The organism is Drancourtella sp. An57 (genome assembly GCF_002161525.1).
In the GTDB taxonomy this organism is placed as follows: Bacteria; Bacillota; Clostridia; order Lachnospirales; family Lachnospiraceae; genus Sellimonas; species Sellimonas catena.
In genome coordinates, this window is the sequence record NZ_NFHY01000020.1 from 16948 (window position 1) to 35554 (window position 18607).

The window sequence follows — 18607 nt, forward strand, 5'->3', positions numbered from 1 at the left end:
CTTACTTTCATCATTTTCGTTAAAAGGAGAAATCCGAATGTTTTCAAGAAGTAAATGCAAAGCTTTGATTTACCGATATAAACATGCCTGGGTATTTTTGTATATTTTTCTTTATTTACCCTGGTTTTACTATCTTGAGCAACACGTAACAGCAAATTCCGATTTTCACGTGATTCACGCAGCGGTCGATGACTATATTCCTTTTATAGAGTATTTTATCGTCCCGTATCTTTTGTGGTTTGCGTTTATTGCGGTCACTTTTCTCTGGTTCTTCTTTCACGATGTATCCGGATTTTACAAAATGGCCGCTTTCCTTTTTACCGGAATGACCATATTTTTAATTATTTCGACCCTCTATCCAAACGGTCTTGATCTTCGCCCGGTTCAATTCGAGCGGGACAATATTTTTGTGGATATGGTCAAAACGCTGTACAAGGCAGACACTCCGACAAATGTTCTTCCAAGTATTCACGTATTTAACTCTATCGGTGTCTGCATTGCCATCTCACACAACAAAACACTTTCGAGCCGCAAGGTGATCCATTACGGATCTCTGATTCTCGGAATATCCATCATCCTTGCCACGATGTTTTTAAAGCAGCATTCCGTAATCGATGTGACACTGGCAGGCTGCATGGCAACTCTGCTTTATCCGGTCGTATACGTCAGAGAATCCAGAAAGGTATTCCGCCCGAAAGTCACAAAGCATTCTGTTAAAAAAGCCATGGGTGATTAATAAACCCGAAATAAAAATATCCCCTTTGGAGTCCATGCGGTAAGGCACGGATCCTGAAGGGGATACTTTATATGCGTTCTCTTTCCGATTCCTGTTTTAAAGCATTTCAATAAATGCAGCGATACGCGTGTTGAGCTGTCCGATGTCTGCCTGAGAATAGTCTGTCTCAACGCTGATGTACGGTTTTCCTTTTTCCTCATTTACGAATCTGCGGATTCCAAGACTCTCTACATTGTATGTATGGCATGCCTGAAGAATCATCTCTACCACTCCGTCTACCTGATACTCGTCCATCAGTCTTCCAAGGAGTTCCAGACGGTTCGGGTTCGGTGTCATGACAGAGCATCCGATGCTTAAATATCTCTCAGCGATTGCCTGATAGATATCGTCTGTATCTTCATCCACAAGCTTGTCAATGGATTTTGCTCCGGAACAGTTTTCAAAAGTAACAACGATTCCGCCGTTGTCCTCGATGGCTTTGATTACTTTCTCTGTCGCTCCGCCGATCGGGCATCCTGTCACAAGAATACGAGGCTTCTTTTCTTCCATCTTTCCTTCTGCGTATTCCTTTTCGATCTTGTCAGCGATCGCATTCACTTCTGCCGGAATCTTGGATCTGTCCGGTTTGAATGTACTTCCGTATAACACTTTAAACAGATCCTGTCCTTTCATCGGAGCCGGGTCCAGTTTCATCAGCTCATACAGACGCTTCAGTGCCACTCTTCCTTCATTCTGCACTCTGACAGCATCTCTGATCTGCTCTTCCGTGATTGTCACTTCAAACTTCTGCTCCAGATATTCTTTGAAGCGGATGATTTCATTTTTCCAGAGCTGAAGTCCGTCCTCTGTCTGTCGGTTCGGAAGCTCCATTGTGAAGACATCCTTGAACTGGCTTAAGTATTCGTACATCTTCTTTTTCCCGTCACAAGTTGTCTCTCCTACAACCAGATCGGAAAAATAGAAAAACGGGCACTTCTTTGTTGCCGCAAAGCCGTAGCTGGATTTGATCAGCGGGCACAGGTTCTTTGGCAGATCCTTCTCAGCCGCCGGAATCGTCTCGTCGGATGTGGAGCAAAGACTCACTGTAGCTGCTCCCATTGCCATCGCGATTTCCTGTGGAAAATATGTACAGAATGTGCCTACAATCGGCACGCCCTTGTCTTTTAACTCCTTAATGCCCAGAAATGACTGTTGTCTCTGTTCAGCAAATTCTTCAAATACATCTGGTAATTCTTTAATCAGTTCCATTTTTTTCCTCCTGTCTTCGCCTATCTACCTTATATGGTAACATTTTCTGACAGGATGGGGCTAATTGATATTTGTCATGTATCTATAGTTTTATTATGTTTTTCTATAGGTTTTCCTGCTCATATTTTTCCTGCCCGATCAGAATGCCGATCTGATCTGTATAGGCTTCAAATGCTGCCGGAACAGGGTATTCTTTCTGAATTTCTTCCGGATGCGCAAAAACCAGATTCTTTGCGGATATTTTCTCCAGCTCGTCCACTCTCACCGCATATCCGGTCATGTGCCACTCCACATGGCTGAAAATATGTTTTGCCTCTCCAATGTTTTGAATCCGAAGCGGTGAAAGTCCAAGCTCCGCAATATGATGGATTGCTTCCTCCTGAGTCAGTTTTCCTTTTACATTCGGGAACTCATAGAGTCCTGCCAGCAGGCCGGATGACGGACGTTTATGAAGAGCAATGTTCTCCCCGTCTTTTAGTATAAAGACGGTTTTCTCCTCAATCCTTCTTGCTTTCGCCTTTTTCTTAACCGGGTAGGAAAGCTCTGCTCCTCTCTGATGCGCCAGACAGAACTCCTCTACCGGACATTTACTGCATTTCGGCTCCCCGTTCGGAACACAGACGATGGCACCCAGCTCAATCAGGCCCTGGTTAAAATCGCTTGCCGCATCTGCGGGAATAATTTCTTCCAGCATTCCTTCCATCCGCTTTTTGACGGAGGCTTTCATAATATCCTCTCCATCCGCCAGAATCCTGGTCAGGACACGGAGGACATTTCCGTCTACCGCAGGCTTTGGAATTCCATATGCGATGGAACTGATGGCTCCTGCCGTATAGCTGCCGATTCCGGAAAGAGAAAGAATCTGGTCATAATCTGCCGGCATTTCCCCTTCATAGAGCTCCACAATCTGTCTGGCCGCTTTCTGCATATTACGCACACGGTTGTAATACCCAAGTCCTTCCCACAGTTTCAGAAGCTTCTCCTCCGGCGCGTCCGCCAGATCCTGTATGGTCGGCAATGCGTCAAGGAAACGGGCATAAAACGGCTTTACTGCCTCTACCCTCGTCTGCTGCAGCATGATTTCAGATACCCACACATGGTAGGCTGTCGCATCCTTTCTCCACGGCAGATCCCGCTGCTCCTTCCGAAACCATGCAGTCAACGGCTCCGGCAGATGTTTTAGACGCTCCTGCGGTTTCTCTTCTTCCATCTCCTCCGGGAACCGGACCGGGATCTCCTGATCGATCCGGATCTCATCTTCTGTGACAATGCAGTCCCTTGCAATCAGGTGCACGCCCTTTTCCCTCGCTTTCCACAGTGCCCGTGCAAATTCCGGATGAGTATCCACATTCGGCAGGATCTCTTTCACACCTTTCATCTGAATCACGAAAAAAACATAAGCATCCCATCCTTCATCCACAGCACGCATCAGTTCTTCCAAATGCTTCACCGCCCGTTCGCTTGGCGCATCCGGGAATTTCGCTGTCTCTCCTTCTTTCAGGGTGACTCCTTTGACTTCAATCAGGATCTTCTTCTCTCTGGTCTCCACGCAGAAATCAATTCTGGAATTTCCATACTGATATTCCGGCTTGATCCGCACCATATCCGCGAAAAGGTTTCCTTCCCGGATCCACTCTCCCGCTGCCTTGTTCGGCACCTGAGAGTCCATGTTGATGATCTGACCGTCCTTTTTCACCGCGATCAGATCCCATTTCGTCTTCCGGTTCGGATTGTCCGAATGCTGCACGTACACTTCCGCATTCGGAAGCAGCAGCTCCCGGCACCGTCCTGTATTTTTGACGTGAACTGTCTCTGTCACTTCCTCCTGTCCCCTGATGCCGTTGACATAGGCAATAAACCGGTTCGGCCTCTCAAGAAAGACCGCCTTTTCTATCCCTGTATATTTCATGCGTTCTCCTCCGGACTGCTGCCTTCGTGAGCCTGCTGTCCTTTCTTGATCGCCTGATGCTCCTTGTCCAGCTCCTCATACAGTTCGATTGTGTTCCAGTGTACATTCGTCGGTGTCAGAATCGCCTTGTGATCCACCTTTTTGATACCGTTTTTACGCATCTCAGCCAGCATCCTCTGAAGCTTCGCATCCGGCACGCCGGCAAACACCAGAATCTCATGCTCCGGAGCTTCTCCCTGAAATACTTCGTCTGACGGTTCAATTCCTTCCACTCCCGCCAGATATCCGAGCGGCTGAAGGAAATCCTTCTCTTCTACCATCCGGATTTTCAATTTCAACAGAAAGGCCGTCATCTGAATCCCTTTCAGCTGTTTTTTATCTTTGAAATTCATTAATAAAATCGATTCTCTCATTATGATCTCCTTCTTTTTTTCTGTCCCTCTTACAGTAACACGAATCGGAAAAAGAAACAAGAAGCAGCCGCTTCCATCTATAGAAACGACTGCCTCTCCTTTTCATTTAAGATACAATCTTACGAAAGACCGGTTTCAATGCAGGGTAAATTTTCCGGAATTTCTGATAACATTCCTCATACTTCTCTGTCAGATCCTCATCCGGCTCCACGGTTTCCACCACTTTTACGAGTTTCGCGGCCGCTTCCTCAACACTTTCAAACTCACCGCATCCGACTGCCGCCAGAATTGCTCCTCCAAGCGCCGGCCCCTCCTCGCTTTCAATCACATCCACTTTCAGATTCATGATGTTGGCTACCATCTTTTTCCAGAGCAGGCTTTTTGCCCCGCCTCCGCAGATTTTCGTCCGTTCAATCTGAATTCCAAGATTTCTCGCCACTTCCAGAGAATCCCGCAGTCCGAATACAACACCTTCCAGTACCGCCTGCGTCATCTCTTCTCTCGTCGTGTCCATCGTCATCCCTGTAAATGTTGCCCGTGCCATCGGGTCATTGTGCGGGGAACGCTCTCCCATGAGATACGGAAGATAGAACACCTGATTTTCTCCCAGCTTTACGATCTTTTCCTGCTCTTTTGTAAACTCCGATGTTCCAAGAATATCTTGCATCCACCATTTATTACAGGATGCTGCGCTGAGCATGCAGCCCATCAGATGATAGTATCCATCCGCATGGGCAAAGGAGTGAAGCGCATTATACCGGTCTACCTGAAACTTCCGGCTGGAAATAAAGATGGTACCGCTCGTTCCGAGGGAAATATTGCACATTCCCTCGCCGACAGTTCCGGTTCCCACAGCCGCAGCCGCATTATCCCCGGCTCCTGCAATGATTTTCACGCTCTCCGGCAGTCCGAGTTTTTTAGCCTCCTCCTTTTTCAAAGTGCCGACCACCTCATAGCTTTCATAAAGATCCGGCAGCTGCTCTCTGCTGATTCCGCAGATTTCCATCATCTCTTTGGACCAGCACTTGTTCTTCACATCCATCAGAAGCATACCGGACGCATCCGAATAGTCGCTGCAAAACGTCCCGGACAGCCGGTACGCAAGGTAATCTTTCGGAAGCATGATTTTCCTGATCCGCGCAAACTTCTCCGGCTCATTTTCTTTCATCCAGAGAATTTTAGGCGCTGTAAATCCCGTAAACGCAATGTTGGCCGTATATGCAGACAGCTTTTCCCGTCCGATCACTTCATTTAAATAATCCGTCTCCTTTGTCGAACGGCCGTCATTCCAGAGGATCGCCGGACGGATTACCTCATCCTTCTCATCCAGCACGACCAGACCATGCATCTGTCCGCCAAAACTGATCCCTGCCACTTCCGACCTGTCCACATCTTTAGTCAGCTCCCGGATTCCCTCAATACTCTTCTCGTACCAGTCTTCTGGATTCTGCTCCGACCAGCCCGGATGCGGAAAGGAAATCGGGTATTCTCTGGAAACAATCTTCCGGATCTCTCCCTGTCCGTCCATCAGCAAAAGCTTCACCGCCGATGTTCCAAGATCCACACCAAGATATAACATAGGCTCTGCCCTCCTTTTTCTCTTTCTATTTTCATTGGGGACGTGTTCCGGTGCATCGGAACACGTCCCCGTTGAACAAAAATGTTTAAGCGAATGGGTTTTCTGTTCTGTATCTTACGCCTTTTGGCTGGTTGTAGCCTATTTCGTCAACGTCGACACCGATGTATTTGAATACTTCGTACAGTTCTTTTCCGTAGTGTCCGAATGCGACTGCGCCGTGGTGCGGGTAGTTGCCTTCGATGAGAACGTGGCGGTAGAATCTTCCCATTTCCGGAATTGCGAAGATTCCAATGGATCCGAAGGATCTGGTTGCCACCGGAAGAACTTCTCCCTGAGCAATGTATGCGCGCAGTTTGTTGTCTGCGGTGCTCTGGAGGCGGTAGAATGTAATGTCTCCAGGTACGATGTCTCCTTCGAGTGTTCCCTGTGTCACCTCTTCCGGAAGGGTTCTTGCCATAATCATCTGATATTTCATCTCGCAGGAGGTGAGTTTTCCGGATGCGGTGTTGCCGCAGTGGAATCCCATGAATGTATCTTTCAGTGTATAGTCGTATTTTCCTTTGATGTCTGCTTCGTACAGATCTTTTGGTACGGTGTTGTTGATGTCAAGCAGCGTTACGGCATCCTGGCTTACGACGGTTCCGATGAATTCGCTGAGTGCTCCGTAAATATCAACTTCACATGATACCGGGATGCCCTGTGCGGTCAGACGGCTGTTGACGTAGCATGGCACAAAACCGAACTGTGTCTGGAATGCCGGCCAGCATTTTCCTGCGATGGTCACGTATTTTCTGTATCCTTTGTGATCCCGGATCCAGTCTTTTAATGTCAGTTCATACTGTGCAAGTCTGGTGAGGATTTCCGGTTTCTTGTTGCCTGCTCCGAGTTCTTCTTCCATTTCTTTTACAATGGCCGGAATCCGTTCGTCTCCCTCATGTTTGTTGAATGCTTCAAACAGATCCAGTTCGGAGTTTTCCTTGATCTCCACACCGAGGTTATAAAGCTGTTTGATCGGTGCGTTACATGCAAGGAAATTTAACGGGCGTGGTCCAAAGCTGATGATCTTCAGATCCTGAAGGGCAATCACAGCTCTTGCGATCGGCAGGAATTCGTGGATCATATCCGCGCAGTCCTCTGCATCGCCTACCGGGTACTCCGGAATATAGGCTTTGATATTGCGAAGTGCCAGGTTATAGCTTGCATTCAGCATTCCGCAATATGCATCTCCTCTTCCCTGGCAGAGATCGTCTCCTGTTTCCTCTGCTGCCGCCACGAACATTTTCGGTCCATCGAAATGTTTTGCAAGAAGGGTCTCGGAGATTTCCGGTCCAAAGTTTCCAAGGTATACGCAAAGCGCATTGCATCCTGCTTTTTTAATATCCTCCAGTGCCTGTACCATATGGATTTCACTTTCCACGATGCACACCGGGCATTCATAAATATCTTCCGCATCATATTTTGCCGAGTAGGCTTTTACAAGGTTTTCCCTTCTTGTCACGGAAAGGCTCTCCGGAAAGCAGTCTCTGCTCACCGCAACGATTCCTAATTTTACTTTTGGCATATTCATTTCCAGACTCATCTTTTCTTCCTCCTGAATTTCGGCTCTGTTAAAATGATTATAGCAGTTCTTTTTTGTCCTTATCCACCAATAATTTAGCTAATCCATGGCACTTTTTTGTCTTTTTCGGTATTCGCTCGGAAGAATCCCGTACTTCTTCCTGAATTCCCTTGTAAATGCCTTCTGATTCGGGAAGCCGTGATTCATGGCGATCTCCCCGATGGTGTGATCCGTGTTGGCAAGTTCCTGAAAACCGTACTCTACCCGGACATCCTGGAGGAAAGTCTTATAATTTGTCCTGGCATATTTCTGGAACATGCGGGAAAGGTAGGACGGCGAGTAGCCGAAAATCTCTGCCACCGTCTCCAGGGACAGATCTTTTGTATAATTATCCCGGATATATCCGGTAATCATGGAAAGCCGGTTCAGCTTCCGGTAATGCCGGATCTCCTCCGGAAGAATCTCCTGTTTCCGGTACTTTGTGACCAGCAGATAAATCAGCATGAAAAAATCGCTCTGCACCTTCCACTCGTATCCGGTCTCTTTTATCTGAATGTCCCGGTACATGCTCTCCATCAGCTCCATAATCTTCTGATCCTGCCTTCTCGGACTGTGTGTAAAAAGAATCATTCCATCCTGAGCATAATAATTCCGAAATACATTCATGGGAATCTGCAGAACAATCGTATGATTTGGAAGGGGTGATACAACTGAATGAATCTCATTGGAATTCAGAAGAATAAATTCTCCCGGTTTCAGCGGATACTTCTCCTCATTGATAAAAAAGGTCAGCGTCCCTTCAAACACTGCAAAAATCTCGATGGAGCGGTGCCAGTGTTTCTCCCGCACATAATGTCCGTCTTTCCCTTCAAACCGGAACAGTTTAAACGGAAAGCCTTCATTTGGAATAATCAGTTCATGCTCATATCCCATCCTGTTTCTCCTTTCTGTTTTTGTATTCTGTCAAAACTGCGAAAGTGGATTCCATGCCCGGCGCATCAAATCCACTTTCTCCGTCTCGCATTATGATTTTAAGTAAAAATCAGGAAATATCCCAGCACAACGACACCCAGAATAATCCGGTAGTATCCGAACACGGTAAAGTCGTGCTTCTTAATGTATCCCATGAGGAATTTGATCGCAAAGACTGAAACAAGGAACGATACGACACATCCTGTCAGCAGAACCGCAATCTCATGTCCCGTATAATTGAATCCGAATTTGATCAGTTTCAGTCCGCTTGCCGCTACCATGGTCGGAATCGCAAGAAAGAAGGTAAACTCCGCTGCCACCGGTCTTGCCACACCAATCAAAAGGGCTCCCACGATTGTCGCACCGGAACGTGACGTACCCGGAACCATCGCAAGTACCTGGAAGCATCCGATTCCAAATGCGGTCCAGTAGGTGAGCTCTTTCAGCTTTGTCACTCCCGGTTTCCTGTGTTCGTTCCACTTTTCAATAACGATAAAAAGTACACCGTAAATGATAAGCATCAGGGAAATCACAACATAGTTGGACAGCTTTTCATCCACAATGTCATCGATGAACAGTCCGACTGCTGACGGAATGCACGCAACCGCCACCTTCATCCAAAGCTCTATCGTGTTCCACCGCTGTTTCGGCGTCTTCCGTGATGAAAACGGATTCAGTTTGTGAAAATACAAAACAATGACTGCAATCACCGACGCAAGCTGAATCACCACTTTAAACATATTTACAAATTCATTGCTGACACTCATATGCAGAAACTCTTCTGCCAGAAGCAAATGTCCGGTACTGCTGATCGGCAGCCACTCGGTAATTCCCTGTATGATTCCAAGTATAATCGAAATAATAATGTCCAATCTCTGAACCTCCCCTACCTCAGTACAAACTTCTCTATTGCCTTTGCCACGCCGTTCTCTTCGTTGGTAAGCGTAATATAATCCGCATGCTTTTTGACTTCCTCATGGCCGTTTGCCATGGCAACGCCGAATCCCACTGTCTGAAGCATCACCAGGTCATTGAGTCCGTCCCCGCAGGCCATAATCTCATCTTTTGTAATTCCAAGAAGCTTTCCAAGCTCCAGAAGCCCGTTTCCTTTATTGACACCTGCCGCATTGACTTCGACATTATTGGCCAAAGCTCCGGTAACAGCAAGATTTGTCGTCTCTTTCAGCCGTCTCATTGCCTCTTTTCTCTCATCCAGATCTGCAAACACAGCCTGGATCTTATCCATTCCAAAGGAAAACTCCTTCATCTTGTCCCTGACATTGTCCACCCGTTTTCTCGTCTTCCTGATGTACTCACGCATGCCCGGCTCGGGATAATATTTTTCCACCTGTTCAATCGCGGCACGATTCGCGTACCCGACTCCGTCATAATAGACATCTCTCAGTGTGTCGTATTCTTCAAATATGTCCAACACTCTGGATGCATCTTCGTTGGACAAAAGATGCGAAAAAAGAAGCTTCTCTCCATCTTTTCTGTCATAGATTCTGGCTCCGTTTGCAGTCAGAATATACCGCATCCCCGGAAACTCTCTCATAAACTCCGGCACTCCTGACAGTGGCCGTCCGGTTGCCACAAGGACCGTTACTCCCTGACGGATCGCCTCTTTGAGTACTTCTTCTGAATATTTCGTCACCTTTTTCTCACTGTTGAGCAGCGTACCGTCCAGATCCAGCCCGATCATCTTAATCTCTCTCATAACCTGTCAGTTCCTTTCTTTCTCTGGAATATTGATACAGCCGCTTTGTCAGCCTGTGCTCACTCTGCAGCCATCCCTGCTCCCCAAACTGAATCATGGACTGCACGGTCTTTCTATCCGACTTTGGCGCAAATAAAAGCAGATCCCTGGAAGGTGCCATGATCACCACATCGTCCTGCAGCTTTTCCGTACAGACTTCCCAGACGTGACGCAGACACAGCGCACTTGCCTCGTGTACTCCGTCCGCAATCACGCCGAATCCTCCAAACAGGGTATTGGAAAAGACAAACTCCACATCCCTTGCCAGATTCTCGCAGGCAGTCCGGTAAATCTCTTCCGGTGTCATCCCTTCCGGGAGCATCGAATCTTTCAAAATTTCAAAAACCTCTTCTTCTTTCTGTATTACAAATACCGTCATCAGACCGTCCACAAAAGACAGAAGCGGGGTGTCTTCCGGCGAACAGCCCTCTTTCTCCCATCCGGCCGCATCCCCCGGGATTTCCCGCACCCATGGATAAATCCGGAGCCTGTATTCTTCAAACTCTGCTTCTTTTGTCCTGCTTCCCATTTTCGTTATCCTTTCTTCATAAATGACTCTTGGCCTACATAATTATTTATATTCTATCAAAATTTGATTAATTCCGCAATTTATAGTATACTCTATCTGTATTTAATTTTACGAAAGGATTCGGTATGATGAAAGCAAAACTTAAACCTTTACTGCGTGCATGTACTGCTTTTACCTGTGCCGCCGTTCTGATGGCTTCCCCTGTTCTTGTATATGCAGAGGATTCCGTAGCTGATCTGGAAAAGGAAACACAGGATCTCCAGTCCGAATTACAGGATTTGAATGAGCAGCTTTCTTCTATCAGCGGGGAAATCACCTCCCTTGCCGCGAAGATTGAAAGCACGAATAAAGAAGCCGAGCAGACAGAGCTTGATCTGGCTGCCGCACAGGTGAATGAAGATCTGCAGTATCAGTCGATGAAGAAACGTATTCAGTACATATATGAAAGCGGGAATGTTTCTTTTCTCGAAATTCTTCTTACTTCAGACAGCATGGGCGAATTTCTGAACCGTGTGGACTTTGTATCAAGCGTTACGGAATACGACCGTAAAATGCTCAAGCAGCTGCAGGATCTGCGTCAGGATATCGATCAAAAAGAGAAAAATCTGAAGAAACAAAAAGAAGAACTGGATGCCATGAAACAGCAGATGACATCCAAGCAGGCTGAATTGAATTCCCGGATTGAATCAACCAACGGACAGCTTACTGCTTCTTCCCAGGCACTTGCTGCTGCAAAGGCCGCTGAAGAAGCTGCAAAAAAAGCACTGGAAACGACAACAGACTCTTACAATGCAGCCGGTACGAGCGAACTCGAATCAGATACTTCTTCTGACAAAGACTCCGGCAAAAGCGAATCATCTTCTGACAATAAGCAGGAGGCATCTGCTCAGAAACCTGCGGATACCCAGAAGCCTTCCGGCGGAAATTCCTCCGGCAGCTCAAATAACAGCAGCAATAACAATAATAACAATACGTCTAATTCAGGAAATCAGAAGCCGCCGGCCGATAATTCAACTACCCAGAAGCCTTCTGCTCCTGCCGAAACAAGCGACCTCGTTCTGTTTGCGGCAATTCTGGAATGCGAGGCAGGCGGAGGCGGATACGACGGGCTTCTCGCTGTTGCTACCGTCATTATGAACCGTGTAGAGAGTCCAAGATATCCTAATACATTAAAAGGCGTCATTTATCAGAGCGGACAGTTTTCCCCGACCTGGAACGGAAGTCTCAGTAAAGTTCTGAACCGGGGACCAAGCTCCATCTGTTATCAGGTAGCAAGAGATGCCCTCAACGGCAAACGGCTTGCATCTGTCAGCGGATGTTATCAGTTCCGCGCCGCATCTACCGGTCACAGTGGAACTGTCGTAGGAGGAAATGTATTTTTCTAATAAGTTTCTGACAACACATCCTTGCTGACCCGGCATTACGCCGGCGGATTTTTAATAATTTGCATATGAAAACGCTATGCAGATCAGGATCTCTCCCGATTTCTGCATAGCGTTTCTTTTTTTCTTTATTCCTGCACCGGACCTCCTGCCTGTTCCGGTCTGCGATTCAGTATTTCCATAAACTCATCGCCGGTGATGGTTTCGTGTTCATAGAGATATTTTGCAATATCATGAAGCTTCATGATATTCTCCTCCAGAATTCTTCTTGCTTTCTCATGCTGTGTCCGTACAAGTTCAACTACCTTTTTATCAATGTAGGATGCTGTCTCATCGGAGCAGGCAAGGGATGCGTCTCCACCCAGATACTGGTTGCTGATATGCTGAAGAGCCACCATATCAAACTCATCTGACATACCATACTGAGTAATCATTGCTCTTGCAAGCTTTGTCGCCTGTTCAATATCATTGGACGCTCCTGTGGAGCTGGAGTGGAAAATCAGCTCTTCCGCCGCACGTCCTCCTGTGAAGGTTGCGATTTTATTTTCCAGTTCCTCTTTTGACATCAGGAAATGCTCTTTCTCATCCACCTGCATCGTATATCCAAGCGCGCCGCTTGTCCTTGGAATAATCGTGATCTTCTGAACCGGCGCGGAATGGGTCTGCAACGCGGCCACCAGGGCATGTCCTACCTCGTGGTATGCCACCTGCAACTTCTCCTTGTTGGACAGCACACGGGTCTTCTTCTCATATCCTGCGATAACTACTTCCACGCTCGCTTCCATGTCGGCCTGGGTCGCAAATTTCCTGTGCTCTCTTACCGCCTTTAAAGCAGCCTCATTGACAATATTGGCAAGCTCCGCACCGGAAGCACCTGCTGTCATCTTGGCAATCTCGTTAAAGTCCACATTATCAGCGATCTTGATCTTCTTTGCATGGACTCTCAGAATATCCGCTCTTCCCTGCATATCCGGAAGCTCAACCGGAATCCTCCGGTCAAAACGCCCCGGTCTTAACAGCGCCGGGTCCAGAGAATCCGGACGGTTCGTTGCCGCCAGAATCACAACACCTTTGGAACCGTCAAAACCATCCATCTCTGTCAGAAGCTGGTTCAGCGTCTGTTCCCGTTCGTCATTGCCGCCAATCTGTCCGTCCCTCTTTTTACCGATGGTATCGATCTCATCAATGAAGACGATACACGGCGCCTTCTCGTTCGCCTGTTTGAAGAGGTCACGCACTTTGGCAGCGCCCATTCCGACAAACATCTCTACGAACTCCGATCCGGAAATGGAGAAGAACGGAACATTTGCCTCTCCGGCTACTGCCTTGGCAAGCAGCGTCTTACCGGTACCAGGAGGGCCTACGAGAAGGGCTCCTTTCGGCATGGAAGCACCGATCTCTCTGTATCTTGCCGGATTATGAAGGAAATCAACGATCTCACTTAAAAGCTCCTTGGCCTCCTCCTCACCTGCCACATCCGAAAAGTGAATTCCGGAGTCGGACTGAACATAAATCTTGGCATTGCTCTTTCCCATTCCGAACGCCATGGAATTCGGCCCGCCCATCTTGCTTGCCATTTTTTTCGAAAGCCAGTTCCCGATAAACAGAAAGATGGCAATCGGAATAACGTAGGAAAGCAGCAGGCTCATCCATACCGGCATCTGCTCTTCGATATTCTGGGAGAATTTCGCTCCCGCATCATGAAGACGCTCCACCAGTCCGGGATCATTCATCACACCGGTCTTGTAGACATGTTCCTGATTCTTGTCCGTAAAAACGATTTCTGTATCCTGAACCTCCACAAGTCCAATCTCTTTATTTTCTGTCATCGTCATAAATGTGCCGTAATCGACTTCTTCCGTCCTCTGCTCCAGTATGTTCGGGAACAACAGCCCGTTCAGCAGAAGGATGACTACCGCAACCACGAGCGCATATATGATAAAAGGTTTTCTAGGTGATTTAACTTCTTTCATTGCGTATCTCCCTTCATTTTCTTGTTTTAGTATAGCATGGCGTCTGTGTAGAAACCATGGAAGAAATCTAAAGCTTTTCTAAAAAAAGTATATACTTTCTTACCACTTTATAACAACTTTTCATAGGCATAGCGCAGATCTCCGGTTACAAGCCAGATCCATCCACAGTAGGAAAAACCGTTCTTTTTCAACCAGTTCTGCATGATCCGGTTGTCCGGATGCGTATCAATCCGAATACTCCCGGCTCCATGTTCTCTGCCCAGATCCTCGGCTTTTTTCAAAAAACTGCCGGCTGTTCCGCGCCTTTTGTAATCGCTGTGTGTAGCGATTCTGTGAATGACGACATAGTCCGCATCCGGTCCCGTCAGCCATTCTCCTTTCTCTATCTTTTCATATGTACTCTCTCTTTCAGGAGAAAGCACCGCTGTACCGATCAGTCTCCCCTCTTCTTCTGCCACGTAGCTCTGTCTCTTCCGGATATCTCCCAGAAGGACTTCTTTGTTTGGATAGCCATCCTGCCACTGATTGATCCCGCTCTCTTTAAAAAGCTTCTGGGCCATCCTGATAATTTCCATGACCTGTTTCAGATCCTCCTTTTTTGTTTCTCTGATTACCATATTTCGTCCCCCTTTTATGTCTTTCCATTTTATCACGTTTTTCCTCCGGATAAAACCAGTCTTTCTAAAGGTCCCGGCCGAAATAAATACGCCGGACCCGCAAGGTCCGGCGTGTGTAAATTCATAATCATTTACTGATAATCGAAGATATCGATCCATTTCATAAGGAAATCTTGTTCCATCGTATGTTTCTTTGTAAGCTGTGCTGCCGCAACGATCGGAAGCCACTGCTGTACGTACTGTTTTGCCGTATCGCTCTTCCTGCAGAACAGATCCATGTATTTGTCAGCGAGCTTCTGATCCTTCAGTGCAAACAGAAGGTAGGTCATGGCTGCATCCGCACTTGCGTTTCCCTGTGTGGCATGAGCCCAGTCAACCACATAGAGGGATCCGTCTTCTCCTACGATCACGTTGCTTGGATTGAAATCACCATGGCATACTTTGTGATGCTTTGGCATGCTGTCCAGTCTTGTCAGGAGTTCATATCTGGTCGTAGCATCCACCACATCTTTCAGACTGTTGATCTGGCGGTTCAGTTTGTCTTTGAGTTTTCCTAAAAGCGGTGCTGTCTTGCTGTGAATCTCAAGCTGAAGATCCACAAACTGCTCCATGTACTCGTCCATCTTATCCGGATTTTCCTGCATCAGCTCTTCGAGTGTCTTTCCCTCTTTATAATCAATGACAAGTGCCCATTTTCCATCAATTTCATTTACACTTTTTACCTTTGGAATATTTAACCCTGTCGCCTCGACTCTTGCCTGATTGAGCGCTTCATTAAATACATCTTCCTTTGGATGAGATGGTTCAAAAACTTTCGCGATCCCCTCGTCGCAACGGTATACTTTTTTGTATGGGCGTTCTACGATTACATTTTCCAGTTTCATAAGATTACCTCCTGTCTGTCAAAACTGATCTTCGATTTATCCTTATTATACCATAACATTCTTATATTGGTAAATTTTTTAACAAACTTTTCGTTATTTTATATATTGACTGCACATTTTATACGATTTTTTTACAAAATATGCAAGGTGCGCAATTCCTGCCACACCTTGCATATGAAGTACGAATATCATTTAGTTGCCGTAGTAGGATTTCAGGTAAAGCTCTTTGATTTCGCTCATCAGCGGGTATCTCGGGTTTGCTCCTGTACACTGGTCATTGAATGCCTGTTCTACCATTTCGTCCAGTGTAGCGAGGAAGTCTTCTTCCTTGATTCCCCATTCTTTGATCGTTTTCGGAATTCCGATTGCTTTCTTTAATTCTTCCAGTTTTTCACAGAATAATTCTACTGTCTCAGCATCATCCTTGCCGCAGATTCCTGCAAATCTTGCTGCCTCAGCATATCTTGCCTGAGCGTGCGGATACTGGTACTGTGAGAATGTTCCCATCTTAACCGGTACTTCTGCAGCATTGTAGCGGATTACGTTTGTCAGAAGCAGCGCATTTGCCACACCGTGCGGAATGTGGTGGAACGCACCAAGTTTGTGAGCCATGGAGTGGTTCAGTCCAAGGAATGCGTTGGCGAATGCCATACCTGCCATACAGGAAGCGTTTGCCATCTTCTCTCTCGCAATCGGGTCTGCTGCTCCCTTTTCGTAAGCTGCCGGTAAGTAGTCAAATACTGTCTTGATTGCCTTTAATGCAAGACCATCTGTATATTCTGTAGCCATGATGGATACATATGCCTCGATCGCATGTGTCATAACGTCGATACCGGATGCACTTGTCAGTCCTTTCGGCTGTGTCATCATGTTGTCAACATCAACGATCGCCATGTTTGGAAGTAATTCGTAGTCAGCCAGAGGCCATTTTACACCTGTGTCAGCGTCTGTGATGATCGCGAACGGTGTCACCTCGGAACCTGTACCTGAAGAAGTCGGGATTGCTACAAAGTAAGCTTTCTCTCCCATCTTAGGGAATTTGTAAACTCTCTTCCGGATATCCATGAAGTCCATAGCCATGTCTTCAAAGTTTGCTTCCGGATGTTCATACATTACCCACATGATCTTTGCTGCGTCCATTGCGGATCCGCCGCCGAGAGCGATGATTGTATCCGGCTCGAATGCTCTCATCTGGTCTGTACCTTTGAGTGCGCACTGTAAAGTCGGGTCCGGTGCCACTTCGTAGAAGCATGTATGCTGAATTCCCATCTCATCGAGTTTCTCTTCGATCGGTTTTACATAACCATTTTTGTATAAGAATGTATCAGTAACGATAAATGCTTTCTTCTTGTGCATCTCTGTTCCGAGCTCGTCGAGAGCCACCGGCATACATCCTTTTTTAAAGTAAACTTTTTCAGGTGTTCTGAACCAAAGCATATTCTCTCTCCTCTCGGCAACTGTCTTAATGTTGATCAGATGTTTCACTCCTACGTTTTCGGATACGGAGTTGCCTCCCCAGGATCCACATCCAAGTGTCAGAGACGGAGCAAGTTTGAAGTTGTATAAATCACCGATACCACCCTGGGAAGAAGGTGTGTTGATCAGGATACGGCAGGTCTTCATTGCTGCAGCATGTTTAGCCATTTTTTCTTTCTCTGCTGTATTGATGTACAGGGAAGAAGTATGTCCATATCCACCGTCTGCAACAAGCTGCTCTGCCTTTGCGATAGCCTCGTCAAATGTCTTCGCTTTATACATTGCAAGTACCGGAGAAAGTTTCTCATGAGCAAATTCTTCAGAGATATCTACGGATTCTACTTCACCGATCAGGATCTTTGTATTTTCAGGAACGTCTACTCCTGCAAGTTTTGCAATTGTGTATGCGCTCTGTCCTACGATCTTCGCATTCAGGGCACCGTTGATAATGATCGTTTTTCTTACTTTTTCGATCTCATCCTTCTTTAAGAAGTAGCATCCGCGATAAGCGAATTCTTTCTTTACTTCTTCGTATACACTCTCCAGAACAGTTACGGACTGTTCAGAAGCACAGATCATACCGTTATCAAACGTTTTAGAATGAATGATGGAGTTTACAGCAAGTTTGATGTCTGCTGTCTCATCAATAATTGCCGGTGTATTTCCTGCACCTACTCCAAGTGCCGGTTTTCCGGAGGAGTATGCAGCTTTTACCATTCCAGGGCCGCCTGTAGCGAGGATAATATCAGCATCTCTCATGACTTCATTTGTCAGTTCCAGAGACGGAACATCGATCCATCCGATAATGCCTTCCGGAGCACCTGCTTTGACAGCTGCGTCAAGCACAACTTTGGCTGCCGCAATCGTACATGCTTTTGCACGTGGATGCGGGCTGATAATGATTGCATTTCTTGTCTTTAACGCAATCAGTGTCTTGAAGATTGCTGTAGATGTCGGGTTTGTCGTAGGAATAACAGCGGCAATCAGACCGATTGGCTCTGCAATCTTTTTGATTCCGTATGCTGTGTCTTCTTCGATCACACCGCATGTCTTTGTATTTTTATATGCATTGTAAATATATTCAGCCGCATAGTGATTTTTAATAATCTTATCTTCGACAACGCCCATTCCGGTTTCTTCCACTGCCATCTTTGCCAGCGGGATACGAGCCTTGTTAGCTGCCATTGCTGCTTCAAAAAAGATCTTATCGACCTGTTCCTGTGTAAAAGTAGCAAATACCTTCTGAGCTTCTTTCATTGCTTTGATTTTTTCAATAAGAGCTTCCACATTGTCAATAATTGCTGGTGCTTCTTTTTTCTTTGTCGCCATGCTTATCTTCCTCCTAAACTCTAAAACGTTTTTATCGTTTCACTGTGCTTAGTATAGTTCATCGTTAATTATTTGTCAATTCATTTTTGATAATTTTTTAACGAAGAAAACTCTTTCTACTTTTTGCATAAACGAATGCCTGATTTTATGATTGTCTTCGTCATTTTTCCGATTACTTTATGACTGTAACTCATTTCTAAAACATAAAAAACGGCTTTCCATAAAAGGAAAACCGTTTATGTTCTC

At 46.3% G+C, this 18607-nt stretch carries 15 protein-coding genes; 2 read left to right on the plus strand and 13 right to left on the minus strand.

The window, feature by feature from the left end; translation table 11 throughout:
- Positions 1–37 precede the first annotated feature (37 nt).
- Positions 38–736 (plus strand): phosphatase PAP2 family protein, encoded by a 699-nt coding sequence (locus B5G11_RS14050; protein ID WP_087254925.1) that lies wholly within the window; start codon positions 38–40, stop codon positions 734–736.
- Positions 737–832: 96 nt separating this feature from the next.
- Here the strand turns inward: B5G11_RS14050 and B5G11_RS14055 are convergent, their stop codons facing one another.
- The 9 genes from B5G11_RS14055 to B5G11_RS14095 form a co-directional block, all read right to left on the minus strand.
- A complete protein-coding gene (locus B5G11_RS14055; RefSeq protein ID WP_087168649.1) occupies positions 833–1984 on the minus strand; it encodes a double-cubane-cluster-containing anaerobic reductase in 1152 nt (383 codons plus the stop codon).
- A 103-nt stretch (positions 1985–2087) separates the two neighbouring features.
- Entirely contained in the window at positions 2088–3893 is a 1806-nt protein-coding gene (gene mutY / locus B5G11_RS14060; RefSeq protein WP_087254928.1) for an A/G-specific adenine glycosylase, read from the minus strand.
- Positions 3890–4306, minus strand: a complete 417-nt coding sequence (locus tag B5G11_RS14065) for a DUF3783 domain-containing protein (protein WP_207753134.1) — start codon at positions 4304–4306, stop codon at positions 3890–3892. The genes mutY and B5G11_RS14065 overlap by 4 nt, the downstream gene beginning before the upstream one ends.
- 106 nt (positions 4307–4412) lie before the next feature.
- Complete coding sequence (xylB, locus tag B5G11_RS14070) at positions 4413–5885, minus strand: xylulokinase (protein ID WP_087254931.1); 1473 nt, start codon at positions 5883–5885, stop codon at positions 4413–4415.
- Positions 5886–5970: 85 nt separating this feature from the next.
- Positions 5971–7464, minus strand: coding sequence for an L-fucose/L-arabinose isomerase family protein (locus B5G11_RS14075; RefSeq protein ID WP_242959070.1), 1494 nt, complete (start codon positions 7462–7464; stop codon positions 5971–5973).
- Between the two features lie 78 nt (positions 7465–7542).
- Positions 7543–8376, minus strand: coding sequence for an AraC family transcriptional regulator (locus B5G11_RS14080; protein WP_087168653.1), 834 nt, complete (start codon positions 8374–8376; stop codon positions 7543–7545).
- Between the two features lie 98 nt (positions 8377–8474).
- Positions 8475–9287 (minus strand): undecaprenyl-diphosphate phosphatase, encoded by an 813-nt coding sequence (locus B5G11_RS14085; RefSeq protein ID WP_087254934.1) that lies wholly within the window; start codon positions 9285–9287, stop codon positions 8475–8477.
- A 14-nt stretch (positions 9288–9301) separates the two neighbouring features.
- Positions 9302–10132, minus strand: a complete 831-nt coding sequence (locus B5G11_RS14090; RefSeq protein ID WP_087254937.1) for a Cof-type HAD-IIB family hydrolase — start codon at positions 10130–10132, stop codon at positions 9302–9304.
- On the minus strand, positions 10119–10700 hold the full coding sequence (locus tag B5G11_RS14095) for a hypothetical protein (protein ID WP_087168656.1): 582 nt from the start codon (positions 10698–10700) through the stop codon (positions 10119–10121). Before B5G11_RS14095 ends, B5G11_RS14090 begins: the two co-directional genes overlap by 14 nt.
- 128 nt (positions 10701–10828) lie before the next feature.
- Between B5G11_RS14095 and B5G11_RS14100 the strand changes: the two genes are divergently transcribed.
- Complete coding sequence (locus tag B5G11_RS14100; RefSeq protein WP_242959071.1) at positions 10829–12085, plus strand: cell wall hydrolase; 1257 nt, start codon at positions 10829–10831, stop codon at positions 12083–12085.
- Between the two features lie 125 nt (positions 12086–12210).
- On the opposite strand, the gene ftsH is transcribed toward B5G11_RS14100, so the two are convergent.
- From ftsH to adhE, 4 genes are all read right to left on the minus strand, one after another.
- On the minus strand, positions 12211–14055 hold the full coding sequence (ftsH, locus tag B5G11_RS14105) for an ATP-dependent zinc metalloprotease FtsH (RefSeq protein ID WP_087254942.1): 1845 nt from the start codon (positions 14053–14055) through the stop codon (positions 12211–12213).
- Positions 14056–14162: 107 nt separating this feature from the next.
- Positions 14163–14672 carry a GNAT family N-acetyltransferase gene (locus tag B5G11_RS14110; protein ID WP_158099298.1) on the minus strand — a complete coding sequence of 170 codons (510 nt, stop codon included), beginning with the start codon at positions 14670–14672 and terminating at the stop codon, positions 14163–14165.
- Between the two features lie 131 nt (positions 14673–14803).
- Positions 14804–15556, minus strand: coding sequence for an aminoglycoside phosphotransferase family protein (locus B5G11_RS14115; RefSeq protein WP_087168660.1), 753 nt, complete (start codon positions 15554–15556; stop codon positions 14804–14806).
- A gap of 192 nt (positions 15557–15748) precedes the next feature.
- Positions 15749–18361, minus strand: coding sequence for a bifunctional acetaldehyde-CoA/alcohol dehydrogenase (gene adhE / locus B5G11_RS14120; protein ID WP_087254948.1), 2613 nt, complete (start codon positions 18359–18361; stop codon positions 15749–15751).
- Positions 18362–18607 lie beyond the last annotated feature (246 nt).